25 protein-coding genes are annotated in these 22,073 nt (G+C 68.2%); 8 read left to right on the forward strand and 17 right to left on the reverse strand.

Going from position 1 to position 22,073, the window contains the following annotated elements; translation table 11 throughout:
* Window positions 1-19: 19 nt before the first annotated feature.
* Both AB0M14_RS21225 and AB0M14_RS21230 read right to left on the reverse strand, forming a co-directional pair.
* Window positions 20-631 (reverse strand): ATPase, encoded by a 612-nt coding sequence (locus AB0M14_RS21225; protein WP_364997470.1) that lies wholly within the window; start codon window positions 629-631, stop codon window positions 20-22.
* Window positions 628-1,188, reverse strand: coding sequence for a peroxiredoxin-like family protein (locus tag AB0M14_RS21230; protein ID WP_364997472.1), 561 nt, complete (start codon window positions 1,186-1,188; stop codon window positions 628-630). Before AB0M14_RS21230 ends, AB0M14_RS21225 begins: the two co-directional genes overlap by 4 nt.
* 79 nt (window positions 1,189-1,267) lie before the next feature.
* Between AB0M14_RS21230 and AB0M14_RS21235 the strand changes: the two genes are divergently transcribed.
* Complete coding sequence (locus AB0M14_RS21235) at window positions 1,268-1,885, forward strand: TetR/AcrR family transcriptional regulator C-terminal domain-containing protein (protein WP_364997474.1); 618 nt, start codon at window positions 1,268-1,270, stop codon at window positions 1,883-1,885.
* A gap of 1 nt (window position 1,886) precedes the next feature.
* Here the strand turns inward: AB0M14_RS21235 and AB0M14_RS21240 are convergent, their stop codons facing one another.
* A complete protein-coding gene (locus AB0M14_RS21240; RefSeq protein WP_364997476.1) occupies window positions 1,887-2,999 on the reverse strand; it encodes a GDSL-type esterase/lipase family protein in 1,113 nt (370 codons plus the stop codon).
* Window positions 3,000-3,108: 109 nt separating this feature from the next.
* On the opposite strand from AB0M14_RS21240, the gene AB0M14_RS21245 reads away from it, so the two are divergent.
* A complete protein-coding gene (locus tag AB0M14_RS21245) occupies window positions 3,109-3,573 on the forward strand; it encodes a MarR family transcriptional regulator (RefSeq protein ID WP_364997478.1) in 465 nt (154 codons plus the stop codon).
* Here AB0M14_RS21245 and AB0M14_RS21250 read toward each other — a convergent pair whose 3' ends face one another.
* Window positions 3,574-4,137, reverse strand: coding sequence for a CGNR zinc finger domain-containing protein (locus AB0M14_RS21250; RefSeq protein WP_364997480.1), 564 nt, complete (start codon window positions 4,135-4,137; stop codon window positions 3,574-3,576). It lies immediately after the preceding gene.
* A gap of 30 nt (window positions 4,138-4,167) precedes the next feature.
* Here AB0M14_RS21250 and AB0M14_RS21255 point away from each other — a divergent pair, with 30 nt between their 5' ends.
* The 3 genes from AB0M14_RS21255 to AB0M14_RS21265 all read left to right on the forward strand — a co-directional run bounded on the left by AB0M14_RS21255 (window position 4,168) and on the right by AB0M14_RS21265 (window position 5,997).
* Entirely contained in the window at window positions 4,168-4,584 is a 417-nt protein-coding gene (locus AB0M14_RS21255) for a RidA family protein (RefSeq protein WP_364997482.1), read from the forward strand.
* 38 nt (window positions 4,585-4,622) lie between these two features.
* Window positions 4,623-5,774: an epoxide hydrolase gene (locus tag AB0M14_RS21260; RefSeq protein ID WP_364997484.1), complete on the forward strand. Its 1,152-nt coding sequence runs from the start codon at window positions 4,623-4,625 to the stop codon at window positions 5,772-5,774.
* Between the two features lie 70 nt (window positions 5,775-5,844).
* Window positions 5,845-5,997 carry a hypothetical protein gene (locus AB0M14_RS21265; protein WP_364997486.1) on the forward strand — a complete coding sequence of 51 codons (153 nt, stop codon included), beginning with the start codon at window positions 5,845-5,847 and terminating at the stop codon, window positions 5,995-5,997.
* A 6-nt stretch (window positions 5,998-6,003) separates the two neighbouring features.
* Here the strand turns inward: AB0M14_RS21265 and AB0M14_RS21270 are convergent, their stop codons facing one another.
* From AB0M14_RS21270 to AB0M14_RS21285, 4 genes are all read right to left on the reverse strand, one after another.
* Window positions 6,004-7,989 (reverse strand): 5-oxoprolinase/urea amidolyase family protein, encoded by a 1,986-nt coding sequence (locus AB0M14_RS21270; protein ID WP_364998991.1) that lies wholly within the window; start codon window positions 7,987-7,989, stop codon window positions 6,004-6,006.
* Window positions 7,990-8,246: 257 nt separating this feature from the next.
* On the reverse strand, window positions 8,247-8,867 hold the full coding sequence (locus AB0M14_RS21275; RefSeq protein WP_364997488.1) for an urea amidolyase associated protein UAAP2: 621 nt from the start codon (window positions 8,865-8,867) through the stop codon (window positions 8,247-8,249).
* On the reverse strand, window positions 8,864-9,616 hold the full coding sequence (locus AB0M14_RS21280) for a DUF1989 domain-containing protein (RefSeq protein ID WP_364997490.1): 753 nt from the start codon (window positions 9,614-9,616) through the stop codon (window positions 8,864-8,866). The genes AB0M14_RS21275 and AB0M14_RS21280 overlap by 4 nt, the downstream gene beginning before the upstream one ends.
* Before the next feature lie 80 nt (window positions 9,617-9,696).
* Window positions 9,697-11,241: an amino acid permease gene (locus AB0M14_RS21285; protein ID WP_364997492.1), complete on the reverse strand. Its 1,545-nt coding sequence runs from the start codon at window positions 11,239-11,241 to the stop codon at window positions 9,697-9,699.
* A gap of 196 nt (window positions 11,242-11,437) precedes the next feature.
* Here AB0M14_RS21285 and AB0M14_RS21290 point away from each other — a divergent pair, with 196 nt between their 5' ends.
* Complete coding sequence (locus AB0M14_RS21290; RefSeq protein WP_364997494.1) at window positions 11,438-12,097, forward strand: TetR/AcrR family transcriptional regulator; 660 nt, start codon at window positions 11,438-11,440, stop codon at window positions 12,095-12,097.
* A gap of 1 nt (window position 12,098) precedes the next feature.
* Here the strand turns inward: AB0M14_RS21290 and AB0M14_RS21295 are convergent, their stop codons facing one another.
* From AB0M14_RS21295 to AB0M14_RS21330, 8 genes are all read right to left on the reverse strand, one after another.
* The gene (locus AB0M14_RS21295; protein ID WP_364997496.1) at window positions 12,099-13,037 is read right to left on the reverse strand and encodes an aminoglycoside phosphotransferase family protein; all 939 of its coding nucleotides are present in this window, start codon (window positions 13,035-13,037) and stop codon (window positions 12,099-12,101) included.
* Between the two features lie 24 nt (window positions 13,038-13,061).
* Window positions 13,062-14,462, reverse strand: a complete 1,401-nt coding sequence (locus AB0M14_RS21300; protein ID WP_364998993.1) for a TerD family protein — start codon at window positions 14,460-14,462, stop codon at window positions 13,062-13,064.
* A 63-nt stretch (window positions 14,463-14,525) separates the two neighbouring features.
* Complete coding sequence (locus AB0M14_RS21305) at window positions 14,526-15,050, reverse strand: hypothetical protein (RefSeq protein WP_364997497.1); 525 nt, start codon at window positions 15,048-15,050, stop codon at window positions 14,526-14,528.
* Window positions 15,051-15,182: 132 nt separating this feature from the next.
* Window positions 15,183-15,983, reverse strand: coding sequence for a family 1 encapsulin nanocompartment shell protein (locus AB0M14_RS21310; protein ID WP_364997499.1), 801 nt, complete (start codon window positions 15,981-15,983; stop codon window positions 15,183-15,185).
* Window positions 15,980-17,017, reverse strand: coding sequence for a Dyp-type peroxidase (locus tag AB0M14_RS21315; RefSeq protein WP_364997501.1), 1,038 nt, complete (start codon window positions 17,015-17,017; stop codon window positions 15,980-15,982). The genes AB0M14_RS21310 and AB0M14_RS21315 overlap by 4 nt, the downstream gene beginning before the upstream one ends.
* A gap of 50 nt (window positions 17,018-17,067) precedes the next feature.
* Window positions 17,068-17,394 carry a cupin domain-containing protein gene (locus tag AB0M14_RS21320; RefSeq protein ID WP_209886933.1) on the reverse strand — a complete coding sequence of 109 codons (327 nt, stop codon included), beginning with the start codon at window positions 17,392-17,394 and terminating at the stop codon, window positions 17,068-17,070.
* A 99-nt stretch (window positions 17,395-17,493) separates the two neighbouring features.
* On the reverse strand, window positions 17,494-17,982 hold the full coding sequence (locus AB0M14_RS21325) for a dihydrofolate reductase (protein WP_364997504.1): 489 nt from the start codon (window positions 17,980-17,982) through the stop codon (window positions 17,494-17,496).
* Window positions 17,979-18,782 carry a thymidylate synthase gene (locus tag AB0M14_RS21330; protein WP_364997505.1) on the reverse strand — a complete coding sequence of 268 codons (804 nt, stop codon included), beginning with the start codon at window positions 18,780-18,782 and terminating at the stop codon, window positions 17,979-17,981. Before AB0M14_RS21330 ends, AB0M14_RS21325 begins: the two co-directional genes overlap by 4 nt.
* 45 nt (window positions 18,783-18,827) lie before the next feature.
* Between AB0M14_RS21330 and cobF the strand changes: the two genes are divergently transcribed.
* The gene (gene cobF / locus AB0M14_RS21335) at window positions 18,828-19,562 is read left to right on the forward strand and encodes a precorrin-6A synthase (deacetylating) (RefSeq protein ID WP_364998995.1); all 735 of its coding nucleotides are present in this window, start codon (window positions 18,828-18,830) and stop codon (window positions 19,560-19,562) included.
* Window positions 19,563-19,603: 41 nt separating this feature from the next.
* Complete coding sequence (locus AB0M14_RS21340; RefSeq protein ID WP_364997507.1) at window positions 19,604-20,473, forward strand: DNA-formamidopyrimidine glycosylase family protein; 870 nt, start codon at window positions 19,604-19,606, stop codon at window positions 20,471-20,473.
* Between the two features lie 9 nt (window positions 20,474-20,482).
* Here AB0M14_RS21340 and AB0M14_RS21345 read toward each other — a convergent pair whose 3' ends face one another.
* The gene (locus AB0M14_RS21345; protein WP_364997509.1) at window positions 20,483-21,994 is read right to left on the reverse strand and encodes a carboxylesterase/lipase family protein; all 1,512 of its coding nucleotides are present in this window, start codon (window positions 21,992-21,994) and stop codon (window positions 20,483-20,485) included.
* Window positions 21,995-22,073 lie beyond the last annotated feature (79 nt).

Below are 22,073 nucleotides of genomic sequence, written 5' to 3' on the forward strand. Positions count from 1 at the left end.
GGCCTTTTGCGCGCATGGCTCAGGCGCTGATCGCGTGTTCCTCGGCGAAGACCTTGCGGCACACCGGGGCACAGAACCCGTAGGTGGTGCCCTCGTGGGTGAGAGTCAGCTGGGTCGTGGCCAATTCGACGGTCATGCCGCAGATCGGGTCGATCACGAAACCTTCCGGGGCTTGCGGGATCTCGCCGGAACTTCGGAATTCCTCGGTCATGAGTTTGGTGAGCTCGGAGCTGGTCGTAGTGCGGCCCAGCAGGCCGATACCGTGTTCGCGCAAGCCGACGATCTGCACCACGCAGTGCGGATCGCGGGTGAGGCGGCCGGAATCGGTCTCGGTCTCGGCGATCGTCTCGGTGATCAGCGGGATGACGTGGCCGCCGAAATCGCTGTTGTTGCTCCAGGATCCGGGCACGGTGAGCCGGACCAGGTAGCGCGGCGCGGCGGCCGGATCCGGACCGCCGGTGACCCAGGTGCCGGGCGCGTGCACCAGCACATGGGTCAGCTCGCGGGCTTTGGCCAGCACCGATTCCGGGGCGTCGGGCGCGGTGGTCAGCTTCCGGAGCAGCCGCTCGGCCAGCGCCTGCCGGTCGGCCGCGGCCATGGTCCCGGACACGAACAGTTCGACGGTCATCATGCGGATACCGCTTTCGTCGCGGCCAGGGCCAGGAGTTCGTCGACCGACCACTGATCGTCGGCGTGCGCACCGTGTTTCGACGCCAGGACCCGGCCGCCCGGTGCGATCAGGAAGTCCGCGGGCAGCCCGAGCCGTCCGCCTTCGGGTTCGGCCGGCGGCGCGATTTCCCGCTTGCGCAGGACGGCGACGACGGTATGCGCGACGCTGCGCAGGATGGTCGGCCAGGCCCGCGGGTCGAGCAGGGCGCGCCGCCCGGATTCGACGCCGAACTCGCGGTACAGCGCCCGGTCCGGGTCGGCGATGAAGTCGAACGGGAAGTCGCCGGTGTATTTGCGCAGTTCGGCCGCGCTGGAATGGAAGACGACCACCTCGCGGATGTTCGCGGCGGTGATCTCCTGGTGCCGGTGGACCAGCGAGCGCAGATGCAGGTTGCACACGGGGCAGCCCGCGAAGCGCCGGAATTGCAGGTGTATCAGGCAATCCGGGTCGGGGATGGGTAGCTGTGCGCCCGTGACGGTGCTGAGCACGCGGTCGGACACGGTGGTGGGCAGTGGCATGGTCGGCCTCTCGACGGATCGTAGGTGTACGTAGTACGCCTACGATCCAGTATGCGCGTAGCTTGTACGCTGTCAACCCATGCCCCGCCCTCGCTCCCTGACCACCGCGGATCTGGCCGCCGCCGCGCTCGCGGTGCTCGACCGGGACGGTCTGTCCGGCCTGACCATGCGCGCGGTCGCCAAGGAACTCCACGTCGCGACCATGGCGCTGTATCGCTATGTCCCCGACCGGGATCGGCTCGAGGTGCTGGTGGTGGATCAGGTGCTGGGCGGGGTCGACCTGTCCGTTCCGCCCGGCGACTGGCGCGACCAGCTGCGCGCCCTGCTGGACCGGATGCGCGTCGCGGTCACCGCGCATCCGGCGGCGGTGCCGCTGCTCATGCGCCACCGGCAATCCGCCGCGGCCACACTGCACATCATCGAGGCCATGCTCGGGGTCCTGGCCGCGGCCGGCTTCACCGGCCGCGACCGGGTGCTCGCTCAGCGCACGGTGATCGGCTACCTGCTCGGGTTCTTGCAGAACGAGCACTACGCGGCGCTGGCCGGTCCCGGCACCGCGGCGATGGCCGAGCTCGCCGCCGCCGAGTTCCCCTATCTCACCGAGACCGCCGCCGAGGCTCGCAGGCTCGGGCCCGCGGCGGAGTTCCACGGCGGTCTCGACATCGTGCTGCGCGGTCTGACCCTGCCGGAGAGTTAGCTCAGTCGACCGGCATGGTGGCGGCCATGGCGTGGGCGCCCGCGTCGTTGAGATGCATGCCGTCGCCGGAGTCGAACTCGGGCCGGATGAAGTCGGGCCGTTCGGGATCGGCCACGGCCGCGGCCACATCGAAGACTCCATCGAAAACGTCCGTGCCGCGCAGCCATTCGTTCACGGCTCGGCGGGTGGGCAAGGTCTCCTCGATCGGCATGCCCGGGTAGACGCACCCGGCGTAGGGGCCGATGGTGGCGGCGTGGATCACCAGTCCGGCCGCGTGCGCGCGCTCGGCCAGCTCGGTGAAGCCCGCGATGAGTTCGGCGGCGGTGGCCGGCGGCTGACCGGCCATAGCGCCGAGGATCAAGTCGTTGATCCCGAAGTTGACCAGGACGCGGGTGGCGCCGGGAACCGCGCGGACGTCCCGATCGAAGCGAGCCAGGCCGGATTCGCCGATCTCGGTGCTCAGCAGGCGATTTCCGGCGATGCCCTGATTCACGGCCCAGCCGTCGGTCAGGCGCTCGTTGAAGTAGTCCACCGAGCGGTGGTTCGCGCCGAGCGTGGTGCCCACGCCTTCGAACCACGAGTCGCCGAACGCGACGGTCACCGAGCTCTCGGCGCGCACGTCGATGCCGGTCACGAAGAACCGGGCCGGAACCTCTTCGCTGAGCGTGAGACTGGCCGCGGCGGTCTCGTTTCCGTTTGTCACATAGGCGATTTCGGCGGGCTCATGCGAAAAAGTAGCCAGCCCGGTCGATTCCGGGAGATAAAGGCTGAGCAGCAGATCGGTGCCCGCGGTGACGGCCAGGTCGATCGGATCGGAGACCGCCTCCGCGCCCGCCGGGATGACCAGCCGATCGCGACCCTCGAACAGCAGCGGCGCATCGCTCTCGGCCACGATCTCGTCCGCGTTCTTGCGCAGGGCGAGGCGCGCCGCGCCGACGACGAGCGGCGCCACGCCGTAGCGGTTGGTCAACCGCACCCGCACCTGCGTGCCGCCGCCCGCCATGCGCAGCACCTGCCGCACCGTCTGATCGGCGAACGACCGCGATTCGTTGAGCTTGATCTGCTCGTAGGGGCTGATCACGGCGGAACGGAACCCGGCTACCCAGCTGGACATGACTGCCTCCAAATAGTTGACGTGAGGAATATTGCTTGAGCAAGTTTTATCAAGGAGATGTTCCTCATGTCAACTATCCGCGTAGCAATCAGTGCGGTAGGTTGGCGGCATGGACCTCTTCGACGACCCGCGCCTGACCACCATGGGATTGCTGTTCGAAGCGCAGGACGGCCTGGTCAAGAAGCTGGAGCCGACATGGAAGGCGAGCGGACTGTCCGGGCTGGACCTGAATGCGCTGCTGCGCCTGAGTCGTTCGCCGGAGCAGCGGCTGCGAATGACGGACCTGGCGATGCAGACCTCGCTGTCCACCAGCGGCGTCACCCGGTTGGTCGACCGGCTGGAGCGGGCCGGGTTGCTGCGGCGCGAACTGGATCCCGGCGATCGCCGTAGCTCCTACGCGGTGCTCACCGCGGCGGGGGAGGACCGGGTCGCAACGGTCCTGCCCGCCTATATCGAGGCCATCGAGCGGTGGTTCACCGGGTTGCTCACCCCGGAGCAGTTGGACGGGCTGACCTCCGCGCTACGGGTCATCCGCGATGAGGTCAACCCGGAGGCGACGTCCCGGACCGACTGATCAGGTCGATTCGCGGTACTTACGGACCTTGGTGAGGTTGCCGCAGCGTTCCATCGAGCACCAGCGCCGGCGGCCGGGGCGGGAAGCGTCGACGAAGAGCAAGCCGCAATTCTCGCCGGCGCAGATTCGGATGCGGTCGGCCAGGGGGCCGGTGAACAGATCGATGGCGTCGCGGGCCAGGGTGGACAGGGCGGCCCGTGCGGTGGGGGAGGCGTAGCCGACGGTGCCGTCGGCGTGCATGCAGGGGGTCAGGGGTGGTTCGGCGGCGGCCGTATTGATTGCCGCGATGTCCTCCGGCCGTAAGGGATTTCCCGTGGCCAGCCCGTAGGCGGCGTGTGTGATGCCGGCGCGCAGTGTGCGCAGCGCGGGCAGGTCCGACTCCTCGGCGGACAGCTCGTCGAGTTCGAGCAGGACCGCGACCCAGCGCCGCAGATCCGCGACGGTGTGCACGATTTCCCAGACGGCGAGCTCGCCTTCGCCGCCGGTGTGGACCAGGTCCAGTGCGGGACGGCCGCTGCGGAAGCGGCGGCGCAGATCGGGGGAAAGTTCCGCTCGGGATTGCATGACACCACTTTAACTGGTTACGGTAGGAACATGACAATCGCAACGCACATCAACCCGGAAAATCTGCACAGCAACCCGGCATTCACTCAGGCGGTACGTGTTCCGGCGGGCGCCGACCTGCTCTATATCGGTGGTCAGAACGGCGTCGACGCGCACGGGCAGGTGGTCGGCGCGGATATCGGCGCGCAGTCGCGGCGGGCGCTGGAGAACGTGCAGGCGTGTCTGGACGCGGCGGGGGCGTCCCTCGACGACGTCGTGAAATGGACCATCCTCATGGTGGACGGGCACGACCTCTATGCGGGATTCGGTGCCTTCCAAGAGGTTTGGGGCGGTCGGCCGAACCCGCCCGCGATCACCGTCGCCAAGGTCGCCGGTCTCGCGGTACCGGGCGCGCTGGTCGAAATCGAAGCGGTGGCCGCGATTTCCGCGTCAAGCCCGGTTTCTTAGGATTAGATCCGTCCTAAGTCGTTCCTAGGCTCATAGTCATGAGCAACGACATCAAGCAGTTCCGCATCGACATTCCGCAGCAGCAGCTCGATGACCTGCGTCATCGGCTCGACAACGCAATCTGGCCGGCCCCGCTGCCGGGTGATGACTGGGACACCGGCGTCCCGACCACCTGGCTGCGCGAGCTGGTGGACTACTGGCGTACTAGCTACGACTGGCGGTCGGAAGAGGCGAAGATCAATGCCTATCCGCAGTTCACCACCGAAATCGACGGGCAGATCATCTATTTCCTGCACGTCCGCTCGCACGAGCCGAACGCCGTGCCGCTGCTGCTGACCCATGGCTGGCCCGGATCGGTGGTCGAATTCCTCGACCTGATCGGACCTTTGACCGATCCGGTGGCGCATGGCGGGGACCCCGCCGACGCCTTCCACGTGGTGATTCCCGCGCTGCCCGGCTTCGGCTTCTCCAGCCCGGTCCGCGAAAAGAACTGGCCTATCGACAGAATCGCGACCGTCTGGGCCGAGTTGATGAACCGGCTGGGCTATCAGCGGTACGGCGTGCAGGGCGGTGACATCGGCGCGGGCGTCAGTCCCGAGGTGGCGCGCGTGGTGCCGGACAAGGTGATCGGGGTGCACACCAACGGAGCCCTGGGGTTCCCTGATCTGCCGTTGCCCGACGACGAAATGGCCAGTTTGACGGACCTGGAACGCGACCGGATCAGCCGCATCGAAGCATTCATGAACGAGGAATTCGGTTACATCGCCATTCAATCCACCCGCCCGCAGGCCTTGGCGTACGGTCTGGTCGACTCGCCGATCGGTCAGCTCGCCTGGATCATGGACAAATTCCGCGAATGGACCTACCCGCGCGACGTGGACCCGGACAAGATCATCGACCGGGATCGCCTGCTCACCAACGTGATGCTGTATTGGCTGACCGGCACCGCGGGCTCCGCCGCCTTCGTCGGCTACGCACAGGGCCAGCCCTGGGGGCCGCCCAAGCAGAATTCGGGCGTCCCCAGCGCTGCCATCGTCTTCGCCCACGACGTCGGCATCCGCCGCTTCGCCGAACGCGACAGCACAGTCACCCGCTGGACCGACGTCGATCGCGGCGGTCACTTCGCCGCCCTGGAGGAGCCGGAGATGCTGCTCGCCGACGTGCGCGAGTTCTTCCGGGATCTTCGCTGACTCCGGCATGTCGCCGCCCGGATCGTCCGACAATCGGTAGGCAGGACAGTGGCAAGCGGGAGTAGTCGCCATGACCGAGCCGATGCGGATGACCGATGAGCATCGAGAGGAATTCTGGCGTCGGTGCGGGTGGTCGCCAGATCTGCCCGCCGACCAGCGGCAGGAGATCGAACGGCGCTGGGACGATCAATCCATCGACCTCGCGGAACATTTCGGCTGGTAGCGCGATTCAGGCGAGTTCGCCCGCCGCCTGCCAGGAGTTGCGTTCGGCGGTGAAGGCTTCGGCCTGGACCGCACGGAACTCGGCGATGGATCCGGCGTTGTCGGTGAGGAATTTCCGGTAGTCGGCGAGCCGGAACTTCCCGTCCTCGGCCCGCACCTCGACCTTTCCCGCCGCGAAATCGGCGCGCATGTCGAGAAGTTCGTCCGCCTCGACGGGGTACCAGCGAATACGGTCGAAATAGCGGAGCAGCCAGGGGTTTTCGTCGGCACTCCGGCCAGGCCGCCAGGCATGGTTCCAAACTTGTGTAGTGCGGCCGACGAATTGATAGCCGCCGGGGCCCTCCATGCCGTAGATGCAGAGATACGCGCCGCCGATGCCCACCGCGTTCTCCGGCGTCCAGGTGCGCGCCGGGTTGTACTTCGTGGTGACGAGACGGTGTCGGGGATCGGTCGGAGTCGCCACGGGCGCACCGAGATACACGTCGCCGAGACCGAGCACCAGGTATTCGGCGTCGAAGACGGTCCGGTAGACATCCTCGACGGTCGCCAAACCGTTCATCCGGCGGATGAATTCGATGTTCCACGGGCACCACGGGGCGTCCGCGCGGACGCCGTGCATATAGCGTGTGATCGCCTCGCGGGTCGACGGATCGTCCCAGGACAGCGGGAGATGCACGGTGCGGCTGGGCACTACGAGGTCCGCCGCGGCGGGGAGGTGCTGCTCGGTCTCGGCGAGCAAAGCCAGCAGGCGCGGGATCGGCAGGACGTGCGGGTCCACCCGGACTTGGAGCGAGCGGACGCCGGGCACCAGCTCGACGATGCCCCTGACGCCCGCCGCGAGGAGATGCTCGTACAGGGCGTGCACGCGGGCCCGCAGGGTGAGATCCAGTGTCAGCCGGCCATATTCGACCAGCACGCCGTCATCACCCTGGCGGCGGTAGGTGACGCCGATCTCGTCGTCGACCGCCGCGCGGCACAGGACGCCGTTATCGCCGTCGCCGCCGTCGGACAGCACCAGCGGCAGGTTGGCCCGGCGGCGCGCGCCCAATTCCCGGACGGAGGCGGCGTTCTCGCTGCGAATCGGTACGAACCGGACCTTGTCGCCGGGGGCGAGCTGGCCGAGTTTCCATTTGTCGGCCGCGACGACGGTGACCGGGCAAACGAATCCGCCGAGGCTCGGACCGTCCGGGCCGAGCAGGATCGGGGTGTCGCCGGTGAAATCCAGTGCGCCGATGGAATACGCGTTGTCGTGGATGTTCGACGGATGCAGTCCGGCCTCACCGCCATCGGTGCGCGCCCACTCCGGCTTCGGGCCGATCAATCGGACACCGGTGCGGTCGGAGTTGAAGTGCACCTCGTAGTCGGTGCCGGTGATGGTGTCGACGTCGTTGCGGGTGAAGAACTCCGGAGCGCCGTGCGGGCCCTCGGTGACAGCGAGTTCCCAGCGCTTGGTCAGCACCGGCTGGTCATCCATCGGCACCGCCGCGGCGATCCGCTCGGTCGGCGCACCGAGCGGAAGGCGTGTGCCGGCGCGCAGTGCGCCGCCATCGCTGCCGCCGAACTTCCCGAGAGTGAAAGTGGCAATGCTGCCCAGGTATTCGGGCAGCTGGATGCCACCGGCGATCAGCACGTAGGTCCGCATGCCCGGTCCGCGAATCGCGCCGACGTCCAGCACGCCGCCGGCGGGCACCTCGACAGTCCGCCAAAGCTCCACGGGCGCACCGTTCACCGTGACATCCGCCGGCGCACCGGTCACACAAACCCACGTCGGCTCCGCGAACCGCAGGGCCGGCCCACCGAGCGTGCACTCCAAACCGCTTGCCCCCTCCGGGTTTCCGAGCACCCGGTTCCCGAGCCGGAACGAAAGATCATCCATCGGCCCTGACGGCGGCACGCCGATATGCCAGTAGCCAACCCGTCCCGGCCAGTCCTGCACCGTGGTCAGCATGCCCGGCCGGACCACCTCCACGCAGGCCTGCGATGTCGATGCCATCTGCGTGGCGCAACCACTTTCGAACAAGCTGGTCGCGGCCATCTCGGCCAGGGGCCTGTGGGAGCTGGTGGCGGTGGCGATCTCGGTGGTGTTGTCGGGCTCGTAGGAGATGGTGGCGGTGGCCATTTCGCTGCCGCTGCTGCGGTCGTCTCGGCTGGTGGCCGATTCTGTCCGCGGCTCCGCGGTACCTGTGGCATCGAGTCTCGGGTGGTGATCGGCGATTGCTGCCGTGCTGCCTACCGCGACATCGGCGGCCGTCATCGCGAGACCACCATTCGAACCGGGGTCGGGTTGAAACCGTTGCAGGGGTTGTTGATCTGGGGGCAGTTGGAGACCAGGACCAGGGTGGCGGTCTCGGCGCGCAGGGTGACTTTCTTGCCGGGAGCCGAGAGGCCGTCGACGATGCCGAGGGTGCCGTCCGCCTCCACCGGTACGTTCATGAACCAGTTGATGTTGGAGACCAGATCGCGTTTGCCCAGGCCGTGTTTCATGGCTTCGACGAGGAAGTTCTCCACGCAGGCGTGCTGGTGGCGGGTGTGGTGGCCGTAGCGGAGGGTGTTGGATTCCTGGGAGCAGGCGCCGGCGATGGTGTCGTGGTTGCCGACCTCGTCCGCGAGCACGGTCATGAGTGCGGTGCCCGAATCCGTCAGCAGCACACTGCCGGTGGTGAGGAAGATGTTGCGCTGCGCGGTGATGGTGGCCTGCGCGCTGTAGCGGTCGGTGTGGTCGGCCGCGTTGTAGAGCAGACAGTCGACGGCTTGATTGCCGTGCAGGTCGATGATTTCGAGTACATCACCCGCCGCGACGACGGTGGACCACGGGGCGCAGGCGGGGACGGTTTCGTCGAGGACGATCGTGCGGGACAGCGTGGCGTTCATGCGCGTGCCTCCAGAGTGCGTGCGGTCCAGGCGGATTCGGTGTTGTCGATGGCGCGGAGGTACTCCGGGTCGGCGTTGGTCAGTGTGTTCAGCTCGTTGGACGCGGACCAGGCGACGAGGTCGAGATCGGTGGTGGGCCGGTCGTCCAGCGGATGCGGGGCGTTGGCGACCAGCAGCACGACAGGGAGGTGCACGAGCAGATCGATGGAGCCGCCCGGCCCACTACCGCCGCTCGCCACCAGCGCGCCATCGGATTCGACGCGCGCGCCACGGAAGAACGACACCGTCGGCGCGATGTCGCGAGGCTCGAGGCCCTGCTTCACTCCGGCCAGCCGAAGCTGTTCGCGCCCGGCAGCGGTCGGCCCGCACAGGGTGTCGTGCTGCCCGGAGGTGTCGGCGACGAGGGTCGCCAGCACCCGGCCCTGATCCGACAGCAGCGGATGGCCGGTCGAAAGATAGGCCTGCCAAGGCACTTTGACGGTGTCTGCCACATTGAGCCGCTCCCAGGGGGCGTCGGCCCGGAGCAGCAGCAGGTGTGCGCACGCCGCACCGTCCGGGTCGGCGAATCGAATCCGCGTCCCACGCCCCAACACCACATTGGCGTAACCACCGCCCGGAATTCGCTGAGCCCAGGTCACTCTCGATGCGGCAACGTCCGCCAGCTCGGGTACAACGAAATTCGCGGCCGCCGCCTGCGCACGAGCGTGAGCTCGCGCGCCCGCGGTCGAGGATGTGCCCTGGTCTGTCATGATTCGCTCTCTTTCAGGTCCGCGCCTTGTGGGCTCGCCATCCCGGCTTGCCGAAGCGCGCGACAACGGATGTGTGGGGGTCAGGCCGGTTGGACCGCGGGTTCCGAAGCCTCGGCCGGGTCAGTCGCCTCGATCGCAACCGTTGCTTTCCGGCTCACGAACCGGTAGACCGCGAATCCGACTGCCGCGCTGAGCATCACGAACAGCGGTGCGGACCAGAGCAGCCACCAGCCGCCGCCCTGCGGCGTGTAGATCTCCGGTCGCGGCCAGGCCAGGTTGATCGCCATCGCGATACCCCAGACCACCGCGCCGATGTTCACCGCGATACCGAAGCGGCCGAGCGAGAACAGTCCTTCCTCGGTGACCTCGCCGGGCCAGCCGCGCAGCCGCTGCCGCAGCATCGGCGCTGTCACCAGCAGGTAGGCGATGTAGAACATGACGATGCAGACGCTGGCCAGGGTGGCGAAGATCGCCGCGTTGCCCAGGTTGATCAGCAGCAGCGCGATGCCGGCCGCGCCGAACACCACCGCGGGCAGGATCGGGGTGCCGAAACGCGGGTGCACCTTCGACAGGGCCTGGGCGAAGGGCAGTTTCCCGTCCCGTGCCATGGAGAACATCAGCCGCGAACCGGCCGTCTGAATCGCCAGCGTGCACACGAACACCGCGACCGCCACGGCGCACAGCAGGACGGTGCCCGCCGGACTGGCGAGCTTGGCGGTGATGACGTAGGCCAGTCCACCGGCGGCCAATTCACCATCGGTGAGGCTGGGCGCCGCCATCAGCGCGCCCAGCAGCATGAGCCCGCCACCCAGACCGGAGACCGCGAGCGCGGACAGGATGGTGCGCGGGGCGACTTTGCGCGGATTCTTGGTCTCCTCGGCGAGCTCACCGGCGGAGGAGAACCCGAGCATCACGTACGCCGCCATCAGGCCGGACACCAGGAAGGCGGCCATGTACCCGCCGGGCGCGGCACCCTCGGTGTTCAGCACGACCCCGGGCCCGCGCTCAGCGTCGACGAAGAACAGGCCGATCACCGCGGCGACGCCGATGATTTCGATGGTCACGCCGATGGCGTTGATCCGGGCCATGACGTCCACCCCGATCACGTTGATGAGCGTGGTCAGCACCATCAGCACGCTGCCGAGCAGCACCGCGTTGGCCGCGCCGGAGGTCGAGGTGAGCGCCGGATCGTCACCGATCAACTGGAATCCGATCCACACCGACGGCAGCACCACTTGCAGCGCGATCGCGGCCGCGGCGGCGGTGACGATCTGCGCGATGATCATCGACCAGCCCGCGAACCAGCCGACCAGGTCACCGGCCAGGCGGCGGGACCACTGGTAGATCGATCCCGAGATCGGGTAGTGCGCGGCCAATTCGGCGAAATTCAGCGCCACCAGGAACTGTCCGGCGAACACGAGCGGCCAGGTCCAGAAGAAGGCCCCGCCGCCGAAGGAGTATCCGAGTCCGAAGAACTGGAAGATCGTGGTGAGGATGGAGACGAAGGAGAACCCGGCCGCGAACGAGGCGTAGCGGCCCAGCTTGCGGTGCAGGACCGGCTCATAGCCGAAGCCCGCCAGGTCGGCGCTGTCGGAATCGGACGATGGGGCGAGTGTCGTGGCCATGGGTTCCTCCGGCGTGTGGCCAATATCTATCAGGTGACAGTTTTGCGTCCGCGATCGCGCTTTCGGTGTCGCGCGTGTATCGCTTCCGGGAACGCCGGTAACTTCTGTGTTGCCACGATTTCTATCGAATGACAGAAACCTCACCGCGGGAGAGCGGCCGGCGGAGAGCGGCGCGTTGCGATGCCAGAATGGGCAGGTGACAAACCCTGGTCCCGGTCGCCCCCGGCTCGAGCAACGCACCCGGCGCGGGCAGACGCCGCGCGCGGAGATCCTCGACGCGGCCGGAGAACTGTTCACCACCAAGGGCTATGCCAACACCTCGACCCGGGCGGTCGCCGACGCGGTCGGCATCCGGCAGGCCTCGCTCTATCACCATTTCGGGTCCAAGGACGACATCCTCGATGCCCTGCTCGCCGAGACCATCACCGCGCCACTGGAACTCGCCGAGCGGCTGCGCAAGGACGCCGATCCCGCCCCGGTCCGGCTCTACGCCCTGGCCCTGTTCGACGTGCGGCAACTCTGCGCGGCCCGCTGGAATCTCGGTGCGCTGTACCTGCTTCCGGATCTGCGCACCGAGCGCTTCGCCGCTTTCCGGCTGCGGCGGGACGAATTACGCGGCCACTACGAGGCTTTCGCGCGCGATGTGCTGGCCGAGGCGGGCGCGGCGGGTATCCCCGGTGCCGAGGTGCTGCCGTTCCGGCTCGTCGAAACGGTGATCAGCATCCGCTCCGACGAGGGGGCGGCTCCGGACTACGCGGTACGCACCATCCCCGACGCGACGCTCCGCATGCTCGGCTGGACCGGCGATCTCGACGAAATCCGCCGCACGGCAACCGAACTCCTGGCCGCCCACTAGGTCAATCGGCGGCCGGCGACGCACGCCACTGGTCGAGCGCGGGCGTGAGGTAGTCCACCAGTACCGGCAATTGCGGTGTGAGCGTGAGTGTGGCGATGATGCGCAGCATGCCCACCGCGTTCACGAAGCGCAGCACCTCCTCGTTCAACGGCCGCGAGCCGTTGCGCCGCGCGCCGCGGTTGTAGGCGGACTCGTACACCGGCCCGAGCGCCGCCAGATCCCACTCGACGGGCCCCAGGGTGATCAGCTCGAAGTCGGAGTAGAGGTCACCGTCCACCCCGGAGAAGATGTTCGCGGGCGGCGAGTCGCCGTGAATGGGCTGAAGATCGATCCCCGGGTACGCCGCCTCGAACGCGGCGCGGGAGCGCACCAGCGGTTCCAGCTGCCGCCATTCGCGCCGTGCGCGGTCCAGTTCGGCCGGATCGATGAGGTCGGGGTGCTTATCCAGCTGTCCGAGAGCTTCGGTGACGAACTGCGGATCGGCCGCCGACAGAAAGGACAGCGGACCGGGGTAATCCCGCAGCGCCGCGTGCAGATCGGCGACGCTGTCGGAGTTCGCCACATAGTCGGGTTCCTTGTCCCGGTCCTCCGCGACGAACTGCCAGAACGTCATCGAGAACCCGCCGCGTTGCACGGGTTCCAGCGGTACCAGCGGGCTGGGCGGGATCACGGGCGTGCCCCGGCCCGCGAGCCAACTGGACACATCCAGTTCCGAGCGCTGGCGGCGCGCAAGGGAATCCAGGCTCTCGCAGTGCGGCAGGACGGTCGGGACCCGCACCACGACCGGGGCCGGTGCGAGATGGACCACGACGGAGAACACGTCGTGCAGCACCGCGGCATCGACCACGGTGAGTCCCAGTTCGCGCCCGGCGCCGACCGCCGCGTCGACGGCGGCCGCGGTGCGGCGGGCCAGGTCCTGTGGTGTCGCGAAATCCGTCACCGCCCCATCGTCGCAGGGGCGGCCTCAGCCTTTGCCGCGGCCCGCCTTGAAACCGAAGTCCCAGTTGTACATCCGCGCGATCTCCATGACGCCCGCGCCCGGCTGACCCGCGGGCGGGCGGATGAAGGTGCCTTCGCGGCGGACCACGAACTCCCCGTTGATGTTCTCGATATGCGCGAGCACCGCGTCCCGGGAATCATCCTGGCAGCCGTCGAGGGTCATCTCGATCGGCGTCGCGTTCACCGGGTAGAGGGTGACGGTGGCGTGCACGCCGCGGAAGTCCTTGGCGCCCTCGTAGATCGAGGAGAACACCAGGATCCGGCGGAACTGGCTGGTGAAATCCAGGTTGATGTCGAGGTTCTCGCCGGTAGTGCTGGCTCCGGTGCGATCGTCCTGGTCCAGCCGGATATAGGGCGGGCGGGTCAGGTCGCCGAAGGAGCGGTCCAGCGCGCGCACCGAACCGATGCGGCCGTCGGCCAATTCGAAGAAGCAGCACAGGTCGAGGTCGAGGCCGCCGTTGCCGCCACGGGAACGCCGGCCGAAGAGGCCGCCGCCGCGGGCGGGCTGCGTGGTGGTCCAGTTCAGGTTGACCCGCATGGTGCCGCCGGTCGCACCCGACTTGGTCAGCGAGACCGAAGGCGCTTCCTTCGTGAGCGAGATCTTGCTCAGATTCACCGGAGCGCCCGCCGGCGGCGGCGGTGCGAACTGCTGCTGCGGCGGCTGCTGATATTGCTGCGGCGGCTGCTGGTACTGCGGCGCGGGCGGCTGCTGGTACTGCGGAGGCGGTGGTGCGTAAGGCTGTGCGGGCGGCGCGTATTGCGGCGGCGGCACCGGCTGCTGGGCCGGCGGCGGCGCGTACTGCTGGGGCGGCGCGGGCGGCGAATACTGTTGCGCCGGCGGCGGAGTGGGCGCGTCATCGACGGAAATGCCGTAGTCCGTGGCCAATCCGGCGAGGCCGGAGTCGTAGCCTTGGCCGACCGCGCGGAACTTCCAGGCGCCCTGACGGCGGTACAGCTCACCGAGCACGAAGGCCGTCTCGGTGCTGGCGCCTGCGCTGTCGAAGCGAGCTACCTCGGCGCCGTTGTTCGCGTCGACGACGCGGACATACAGGCCCTGGAACTGCCCGAAGGTGCCGCCGTCGGAAGACGCGGCGATGACGATGGTCTCGATCTGCGGTTCCACCTGGCCCAGGTTCACCCACAGGTTGTCCAGCACCGTCGGGCCCTGCTGCTTGCCCTCGTGCCGGACCGCGCCGGAGGCGTGCTGCGGCTGGTTGTAGAACACGAAATCGCTGTCGGAGCGGACCTTTCCCCCGACCAGCAGGAGTGCGGACGCGTCCGCGTCCGGAACCCCGGGCCCGGACTGCCACCCCAATTCGATGCGGACCACGGGCATCGGCACCGGAACGTTGGCGCCCTTCATCATCGACACAGCACTCAAACTACTGGACCCGCCCCGGCCCGTCACCCCATATCCGGCGGGGCCGGTTCACCGTGTCGGCGGCGCGATCTTCCAGTGCGTGCTGAGCGCGGCGGCGATCTCCGGCAAGAGCGTCACCGGAATCTTCTTGCGCCGCAGCATCTCCCGGATCTCGTTGACCTGTTCACGTTTCCGCAGGTCATAGGCGCCGGACACCGGACCGGCCACCGGCGGGATGGACAGCAGCACCAGCTCCCCGTGCTGTTCGTCACCCCCGGCCAGATCCAGCGCCAGCGACCAGCGTTCCCGGTCGTCGAGCGTGAACCGCCCGGCGACTACGCGCTCCCAGTCGAGCGGCGTCTCGCGCCACGGCGTCCGCAGATAGATCGCTCCGTCGGTGAGCACGATCGCGTCCCGCGCGAACAGCGCCACCAGCACCGCGCCACCGGCCACCACTCCCGCCAGCGCCCCGGTGAACACCCGAGACAACCCGAACACGGCCACGACCAGCAGGCACAGCAGCACGGCCACCAGCAACCCGATGCCGATATACAGCGCTATCCGCCGCCCCGGCACCACACCCGCGCGCACCATCGTCCACCTCCTGCGTCAGCGGCTTCACGCTACCGCCTGCGCAGTGCAGGTCAATCCCTCCTGGCCAGCGGACCCCAGGATGATCAGCGCGCCCCCGGCATTCTCGATCACCGCGAGCACCGCGCCCCGGCGCTACGCCTCCAGGGCGACCGCGGCTTCGCCGGTGTAGACCAGGAATTGCAGGCTCTCCTGGAAGTAGAGCTGCACGTTGTCGGCGTCGTGCGCCAGGTAGCCGATGGACAGGTCCTGGCCCAGGTTCAGATCGAAATCACCGCCGCGGGTGGTGAGTACGAAGGCGCCGTCGATGGCGGGCGCCCAGATGATCTCGCCCTCGGGGATGAGGCGTTCGATGTGCGTGCGGATCGGGTGGCCGTGATCGGAGGTCTCGCTGACCGCGGTGAAGAGATCGGCGCTGAGCAGCACCGAATAGGGACCGTCGACACCGGCCAGCCGCAGCGCGGTCAGCGCCTGGGTGACGGCCTCGGGGACCTCCTTCGGATCCGTCGGCACCTTGATCGACTCGTTGGACGAACCGGCCCGCACGCCGGTGATCCCGGCCGCCGCATAGCCCTCGAAGATGGCGCGGTCCTCGGCGAAGGCGATCTTGCGGGCGGCGTCCTTCACCGGGTCCAGGTCGGCGTCCTGCGCGCCCTTCTCGACGTTGTCGAGTTCGACGCGGGACAGCGTGAACGGCACCCGCAGCTCCACCAGCGGGGCGACCACGCGCTGCCGCGCCTGCACGCCGTCGTCGGGCGCGGCGATCGGCTGGGTGCGGCCCAGGCCGACGGCGTTGTAGTCCTCGCCGTGCGGACCGGACAGATCGACCACGCGGCGGCCCGCGATGTGACGCTTGAAGGTGCGGCCGGCTTCTTCCTCGATCGCCTTCCAAGCCTCGGAAGTGATGGGCGCCAGCTCGCGATGGAGGTTGTTCATGACCTGCTCCTTTTCAAAGTGCCGATGCCGAGTGAGCCGCTGCCGTTGTTTCGACTGCCATTGCTGTGAACGTCGGGGGCCGGCGAAGATTCCCCGGGGGCTGCCGCGGGCTCGGGCAGGTCCTCGAAGAAGTCGGCGGACGGTGTAAAGAATTGAGTACCCGTCACAGCTGTGGAGAAATCAAGGATGCGATCGTGGGCGGCGTCCTCGGTGCCGAGGAACATCCGCACGAGCATGCTGTCGGCGACGTCGGGGGAGGCCGCGTACGCGATGTAGTACGTGCCGAACTCGCCGGACTTGACGCTGCCGAAGGGCATATTGGCGCGCAGGATCTTGCGTTCCGCGCCGGTCTCCGGGTCGGTGACGACGTTCAGCGCCACATGCGAATCGGCGGGCTTGTCCTCGTCGGACAGCTCGAAATCCTCCAGTTTGGTGCGCCCGATCACGCGCTCCTGCTCGGGGACCGGCAGCGCCCGCCAGGCGGTCAGGTCGTGGGTGTACTTCTGCACGACCACGTAACTGCCGCCGTCGAATTCGGGATCCTCGTCCCCGACCAGCGCGGCCGATTTGGCGAGCGGCCCCTCGGGATTCTCGGTGCCGTCGACGAAACCGAGCAGATCGCGCTGCTCGAAATAACGGAAGCCGACCGTTTCGTCGACGATGGTCGCCGCGCCTGCCAGCCGCTGCCCGATCGTCATCGCCAATTCGAAAGCCGCGTCCGGGGTTTCGGACTTGATGTGGAACAGCAGATCGCCCGGCGTCGCGGGAGCCTGATGCTTCGGGCCGAAGTAGCCGGGGAACTCGCGCAACGCGGCCGGACGCGGGCCGCTGAACAGCCGGTCCCACGCGGCGGAGCCGATCGAGGTGACGATCGTCAGCCCCGAGCCCGGGACCCGGAAACCGACGGAACGCTTGAGTCCGGACAGGTCCGCCAGCAGCTCGCGTACAGCCGGCTCGCCACCCTCGTCGATGGTCACGACCAGGAAGGTCGCGCTCGGTGAGAGGGGATCGAGGATCGGCTGTGGCTCACCCATGATCAACAGCCTAGTGGCCGGAACCGCCCGCCCGACCGCTCAGCGTGGCCTTACTTGGCAACTGTGAGCAGGAACGCAACGTCCTCGTTGGCCTTCACACTGTGCCTGGCCTTGGGCACGACCAGCAGGTCACCGGCCGAGCCCTTCCACTCGTTGCTGCCACTGATCAGGGTCAGGGTGCCGCTGAGGACCAGCAGCGTGGCATCGCCCGCGTTGTCGTGCTCGGCCAGGCTCTGGCCGGCCGACAGGCCGACCACGGTCTGCCGGAGCGAGGCGGCGTGACCGCCGAAGATGGTTTGCGAACTGCGCCCGCTGGTGGCGGTGGCGGCCAACTTGAGCTGTTGGCGGGCGACCGCGGTCAGCGATTTCTTATCCATAAAAGATTGCCTTTCGCATCACTTCATAGGTGCTGGGCTGGCATATCCAGGAGTATGCCCGACCGGCGCGGGCCGCGGGCCGGGTTTGGGTGGGGCGGGTCAGCGGGTGTAGCGCACGATCCGGAACCGCGGACCGCGTGCGGATTCTCGCCAAGGCTCGGGCGCCGCTTGCCATTCGGGGCCGATCGCCGGGGCGTAGGCATCGCCCTCGACTCTGGTGTCCACCTCGGTGACCAGCAGGTCGGTTGCGAATGCCATGGTGGCGCGGTAGATCTCGCCGCCGCCCATCACCCAGACGTCGGCGCCGTCGGCCAGGGCCAGCGCCGCGTCGATGGAGTCGGCACGCTCCGCGCCCTCGGCCGACCAGTCGGACTGCCGGGTCACCACGATATTGCGCCGGCCCGCCAGCGGACGGAACTTCGGCGGTAGCGAGTCCCAGGTGCGCCGGCCCATGATGACCGGATGCCCCCAGGTCACGGCCTTGAAGTTGGCCATGTCCTCGGGTACTCGCCAGGGGATGGTGTTCTCGAATCCGATGACGCCGTCGGGCGTCTGGGCCCAGATCAGGCCGATCTTGCGCGCGGTCATACCGCCACCGGCGCCTTGATCGCCGGGTGATGCTGGTAGTCGACGATTTCCACGTCTTCGAAGCGGTAGTCGAACAGCGACGGGGCCTGATTCAGGCGCAGCGCCGGGAACGGGTACGGCGACCGGCGCAGCTGCTCGGTGACCTGCTCGACGTGATTGTCGTAGATGTGGCAGTCGCCGCCGGTCCAGATGAAATCGCCGAGCTGCAGGCCGGTCTGCTGGGCCACCATGTGGGTCAGCAGCGCGTAGCTGGCGATATTGAACGGAACGCCGAGGAACAGGTCCGCGCTGCGCTGGTACAGCTGGCAGGACAGTTTTCCGTCGGCCACGTAGAACTGGAAGAACGCGTGGCACGGAGCCAGCGCCATCCGGTCCAGGTCGGCCACGTTCCACGCCGAGACGATGATGCGGCGCGAATCCGGGTTGCCGCGCAAGGTTTCCAGGACCTGACTGATCTGATCGATGTGCCCGCCGTCCGGCGTGGGCCAGGAGCGCCACTGCACTCCGTAGACCGGGCCCAGCTCGCCGTCCGCGTCGGCCCACTCATCCCAGATGGAGACGCCGTGCTCGCGCAGCCAGCTGACGTTGGAGTCGCCGCGCAGGAACCACAGCAACTCGTACACAATCGACTTCAGATGCACTTTCTTGGTGGTGACCAGTGGGAAGCCCTGCGAAAGGTCGTAGCGCAGCTGATGCCCGAACACGCTGCGGGTGCCGGTCCCGGTGCGGTCCGCCTTCGCGGTGCCGGACTCCAGCACCAGCCGGAGCAGATCCTCGTACTGCGTATCGGTGGTCGCCACGGGTGACGAGCTTAGTGGGAGCCGGCCATGGAAAGCTCTCCGCACATGCGCAAGCTCTACGTGATCGGCATCGGCGCGGGCGACCCCGACCAGGTAACCGTGCAGGCCATCAAGGCCATGCGCCAGGTCGAGGTGTTCTTCGTCATCGGCAAGGGTGCGGAGAAACAGGAACTGCTCGACGTGCGTACCGCGATCCTGTCCGAGCACCTGGACCGGCCGTACCAGATCGTGGAGATTCCGGATCCGCCGCGCGACCGTACGCCCGCCGACTACCAAGGGGTGGTCGAGGATTGGCACGATCGGCGATCGGCCCTGCTCCGGGCGGCTTTCGACGAGATCGAGGGTGTCGGCGGGCTGCTGGTGTGGGGTGATCCCTCGCTCTACGACAGCACGTTGCGGATGGTGGAGCGGGTGCTGGCGGGTGGGGCGGTGTTCGACTACGAGGTGATCCCGGGCGTGACCAGCGTGCAGGCGCTCGCGGCCCGGCACCGCGTGGTCCTGCATCGGATCGGCGAACCGGTGCACATCACCACCGGGCGGCGGCTGCGGGAGGAGGGCCTCGGGTCGGCCGCGGTGGTCATGCTCGACGGCGAGTGCTCGTTCACCGAGGTGCCCGGCGCGGACATCCACATCTGGTGGGGCGCGTACCTGGGGATGCCCGACGAGGTCCTGATCGAGGGTCCGCTGCGGGCGGTGGAGCAGGAGATCGTGGATGTCCGGGCTCGGCTGCGCGCCGAGAAGGGCTGGATCATGGACGTCTATCAGTTGCGACGGGGCTGATCACCAGGCCTTTGTCGGTGCCCCCGGGTAACCTGTGACACGTGCCTGAACTGCCGGAAATCGAGGCGTTGGCGCAGTTCCTGCGGGAGCATGCGGTCGGCGCGGTGGTGGGGCGTGTCGACGTGGCGGCGCTCAGCGCGGTGAAGACCTTCGACCCGCCCGTCACGGCGCTGTCCGGCCGGGATGTGACCGGCGCGGGCCGCTGGGGGAAGTTCCTGGGGCTGGATTGCGGTGGCCTGTGGTTGATCACGCACCTGTCCCGGGGCGGATGGCTGCGCTGGCTCGACGAGCCGAGCCAGACGCCCCCGAAACCGGGCGGGAAGAGCCCGCTGGCGTTGCGCGTGCACTTCTTCGATCCCGAGGGCGGCACCCCGGCCTTCGACCTGACCGAGGCCGGGACCAAGAAGCGGCTGGCGGTCTACGTCGTCGAGGATCCGAAGCTGGTGCCCGGCATCGCGCGGCTCGGGCCGGACGCCCTCGAGGTCACCGAGGAACAGTTCACCGAAATCCTGCGCGGAGCATCGCAGCGCATCAAGACGGCCATCGTCGACCAGACCTTGATCGCCGGGATCGGCAATGCCTATTCCGACGAGATCCTGCACACCGCCAAGGTGTCCCCGTTCGCCAGCACCAAAACCATGCCCGCGCAGAAGGTCTCGGAGCTGTACACCGCCATGCGGGAGGTGCTCACCGATGCGGTCGAGCGCTCCGTCGGCCAGGCCGCCGCCCGCCTGAAGGGCGAAAAGCGTTCCGGCATGCGGGTGCACGCGCGCACCGGCCTGCCGTGCCCGGTGTGCGGCGACACCGTCCGCGAGGTCTCGTACGCGGAACGTTCCTTCCAGTACTGCCCCACCTGCCAGACCGGCGGCAAGGTCTTGGCCGACCGCCGGATGTCCCGCCTGCTCAAATAGGTAGCCGCGCTAGGTGAGCGTCGAGGCGCGGATGCCCTGCCAGGCAATACGTTTGGCTTGATCGGGATCGTGTTCCAATCGGGTCGGATCGTCGATGATCAGTGTCGTGCGCCGTTCTTCGGTGTAGGCGGGCCAGGAGGGGAGCGGTGCTCCGGTGCGGGCGAATTCCAGCCAGTTGTCCTGGAATTGGCGGGTCACCGCCTGCAATCCGCGTCGCCCGCCTGCGGCGGTGAAAGCCCGCCCGATCGGCCCGTCGGTGGCGCCGAACACCGGAATCAGGTCGGTGGCGTGGGTAGCGCCGACCTTCGCGAGATGCAGTGCGCGCGGCGCGAAGTCGTAGCGGTAGGCGTAGGTGGGCGCGTACCGGCTGTGGGTCTCCATGACGGTGACCGAAGGCCGCCAGAAGACGTAATCGCCGCCCATGCGCACGGCTACCTTGTCTTTCGGATAGCCGGGATAGGCTGCGGTGACGCGGGATTCGGCAGTGCCGTCCGCGTGCGTGAACACGGTGTGCAGCCGCGCCGGCGTGGTCGGCAGGCCGTCGGCGAACCGGGCGAACAGCGTGCCCTCGTCGCGGCAGGTGCCGATGATGAGCGGCAGCCGATGGGCGGTGCCGTCGGCGAACGCGTCGATCGGCGACTGCGGCAGGAAATCTCCGTCGATGACCGGGGAGGCGGCGAACAGTCCGGGGTGCTCGTGCAGCACCTGGCCGATCACGCGGGCGACCGCTTTCCGGATGTCGTTCGCGGAGGACTCGGTCAGGACCCGGACGGCGTCGGCGGGATCACCGCCCAAGGCGCTCAGGCAGCGCCGGGCGAAGGCGCGCGCGTCCTCGGCGGTCATCGCCCAGTCGGCCGGCGGGCTCTGCGCGATACCCCGGTGGAAAAGACCTTTCGCGGCCGGTGTGGCGAACAAGGCGAGTACCGCATGCGCTCCGGCGGATTCGCCGAAGACGGTGACATTCTCCGGATCGCCGCCGAAGGCCGCGATATTGCGCCGCACCCACTGCAAGGCGGCGACCTGATCGCGGAGCCCGAGGTTCGACTCGAAAGGACGTTCGGGCGTGCCGAACTCGCTGAAATCGACGTATCCGAACGCACCCAGCCGATAGTTGATCGACACCACGATCGCATCGCCGCGCAAGGCCAGCCGGGCGCCGGAATACAAGCCCAGCGCCGAGGTGCCCATCAGGTATCCGCCGCCGTGGATGAACACCAGCACCGGACGCGGCGCAGACGCGGGCGTCACGGGCGCGGTGACATTCAGCGTCAGCGAATCTTCGCTGGTGGGCTGGTATTGGCGCGGGCCGATGCGCGCGCCCGCGCGATGCTGCATGGCGGCGAAGCCGAACTCGGTCGCGTCCCGGACGCCGGTCCACGGCCGCACCGGTTGCGGTGCGCGAAAACGCCACTCGCCCACCGGCGGTGCGGCGTAGGGCAGGGCGCGCCAGCGTAGGACGCGGCGGCCGCGCCGACCCCGCACAAATCCGTCAGAGGTCTCGATATCGGTCAGTGCCACCATCAGTCGATGGTATCGGCGGGCGGACGGTGGCCCAGACGGACTTGACCAGATCGTGTTCCAGAAAGCGTCGCGCGCGCAC

This window comes from Nocardia sp. NPDC051832 (genome assembly GCF_040681285.1).
Taxonomy (GTDB): domain Bacteria; phylum Actinomycetota; class Actinomycetes; order Mycobacteriales; family Mycobacteriaceae; genus Nocardia.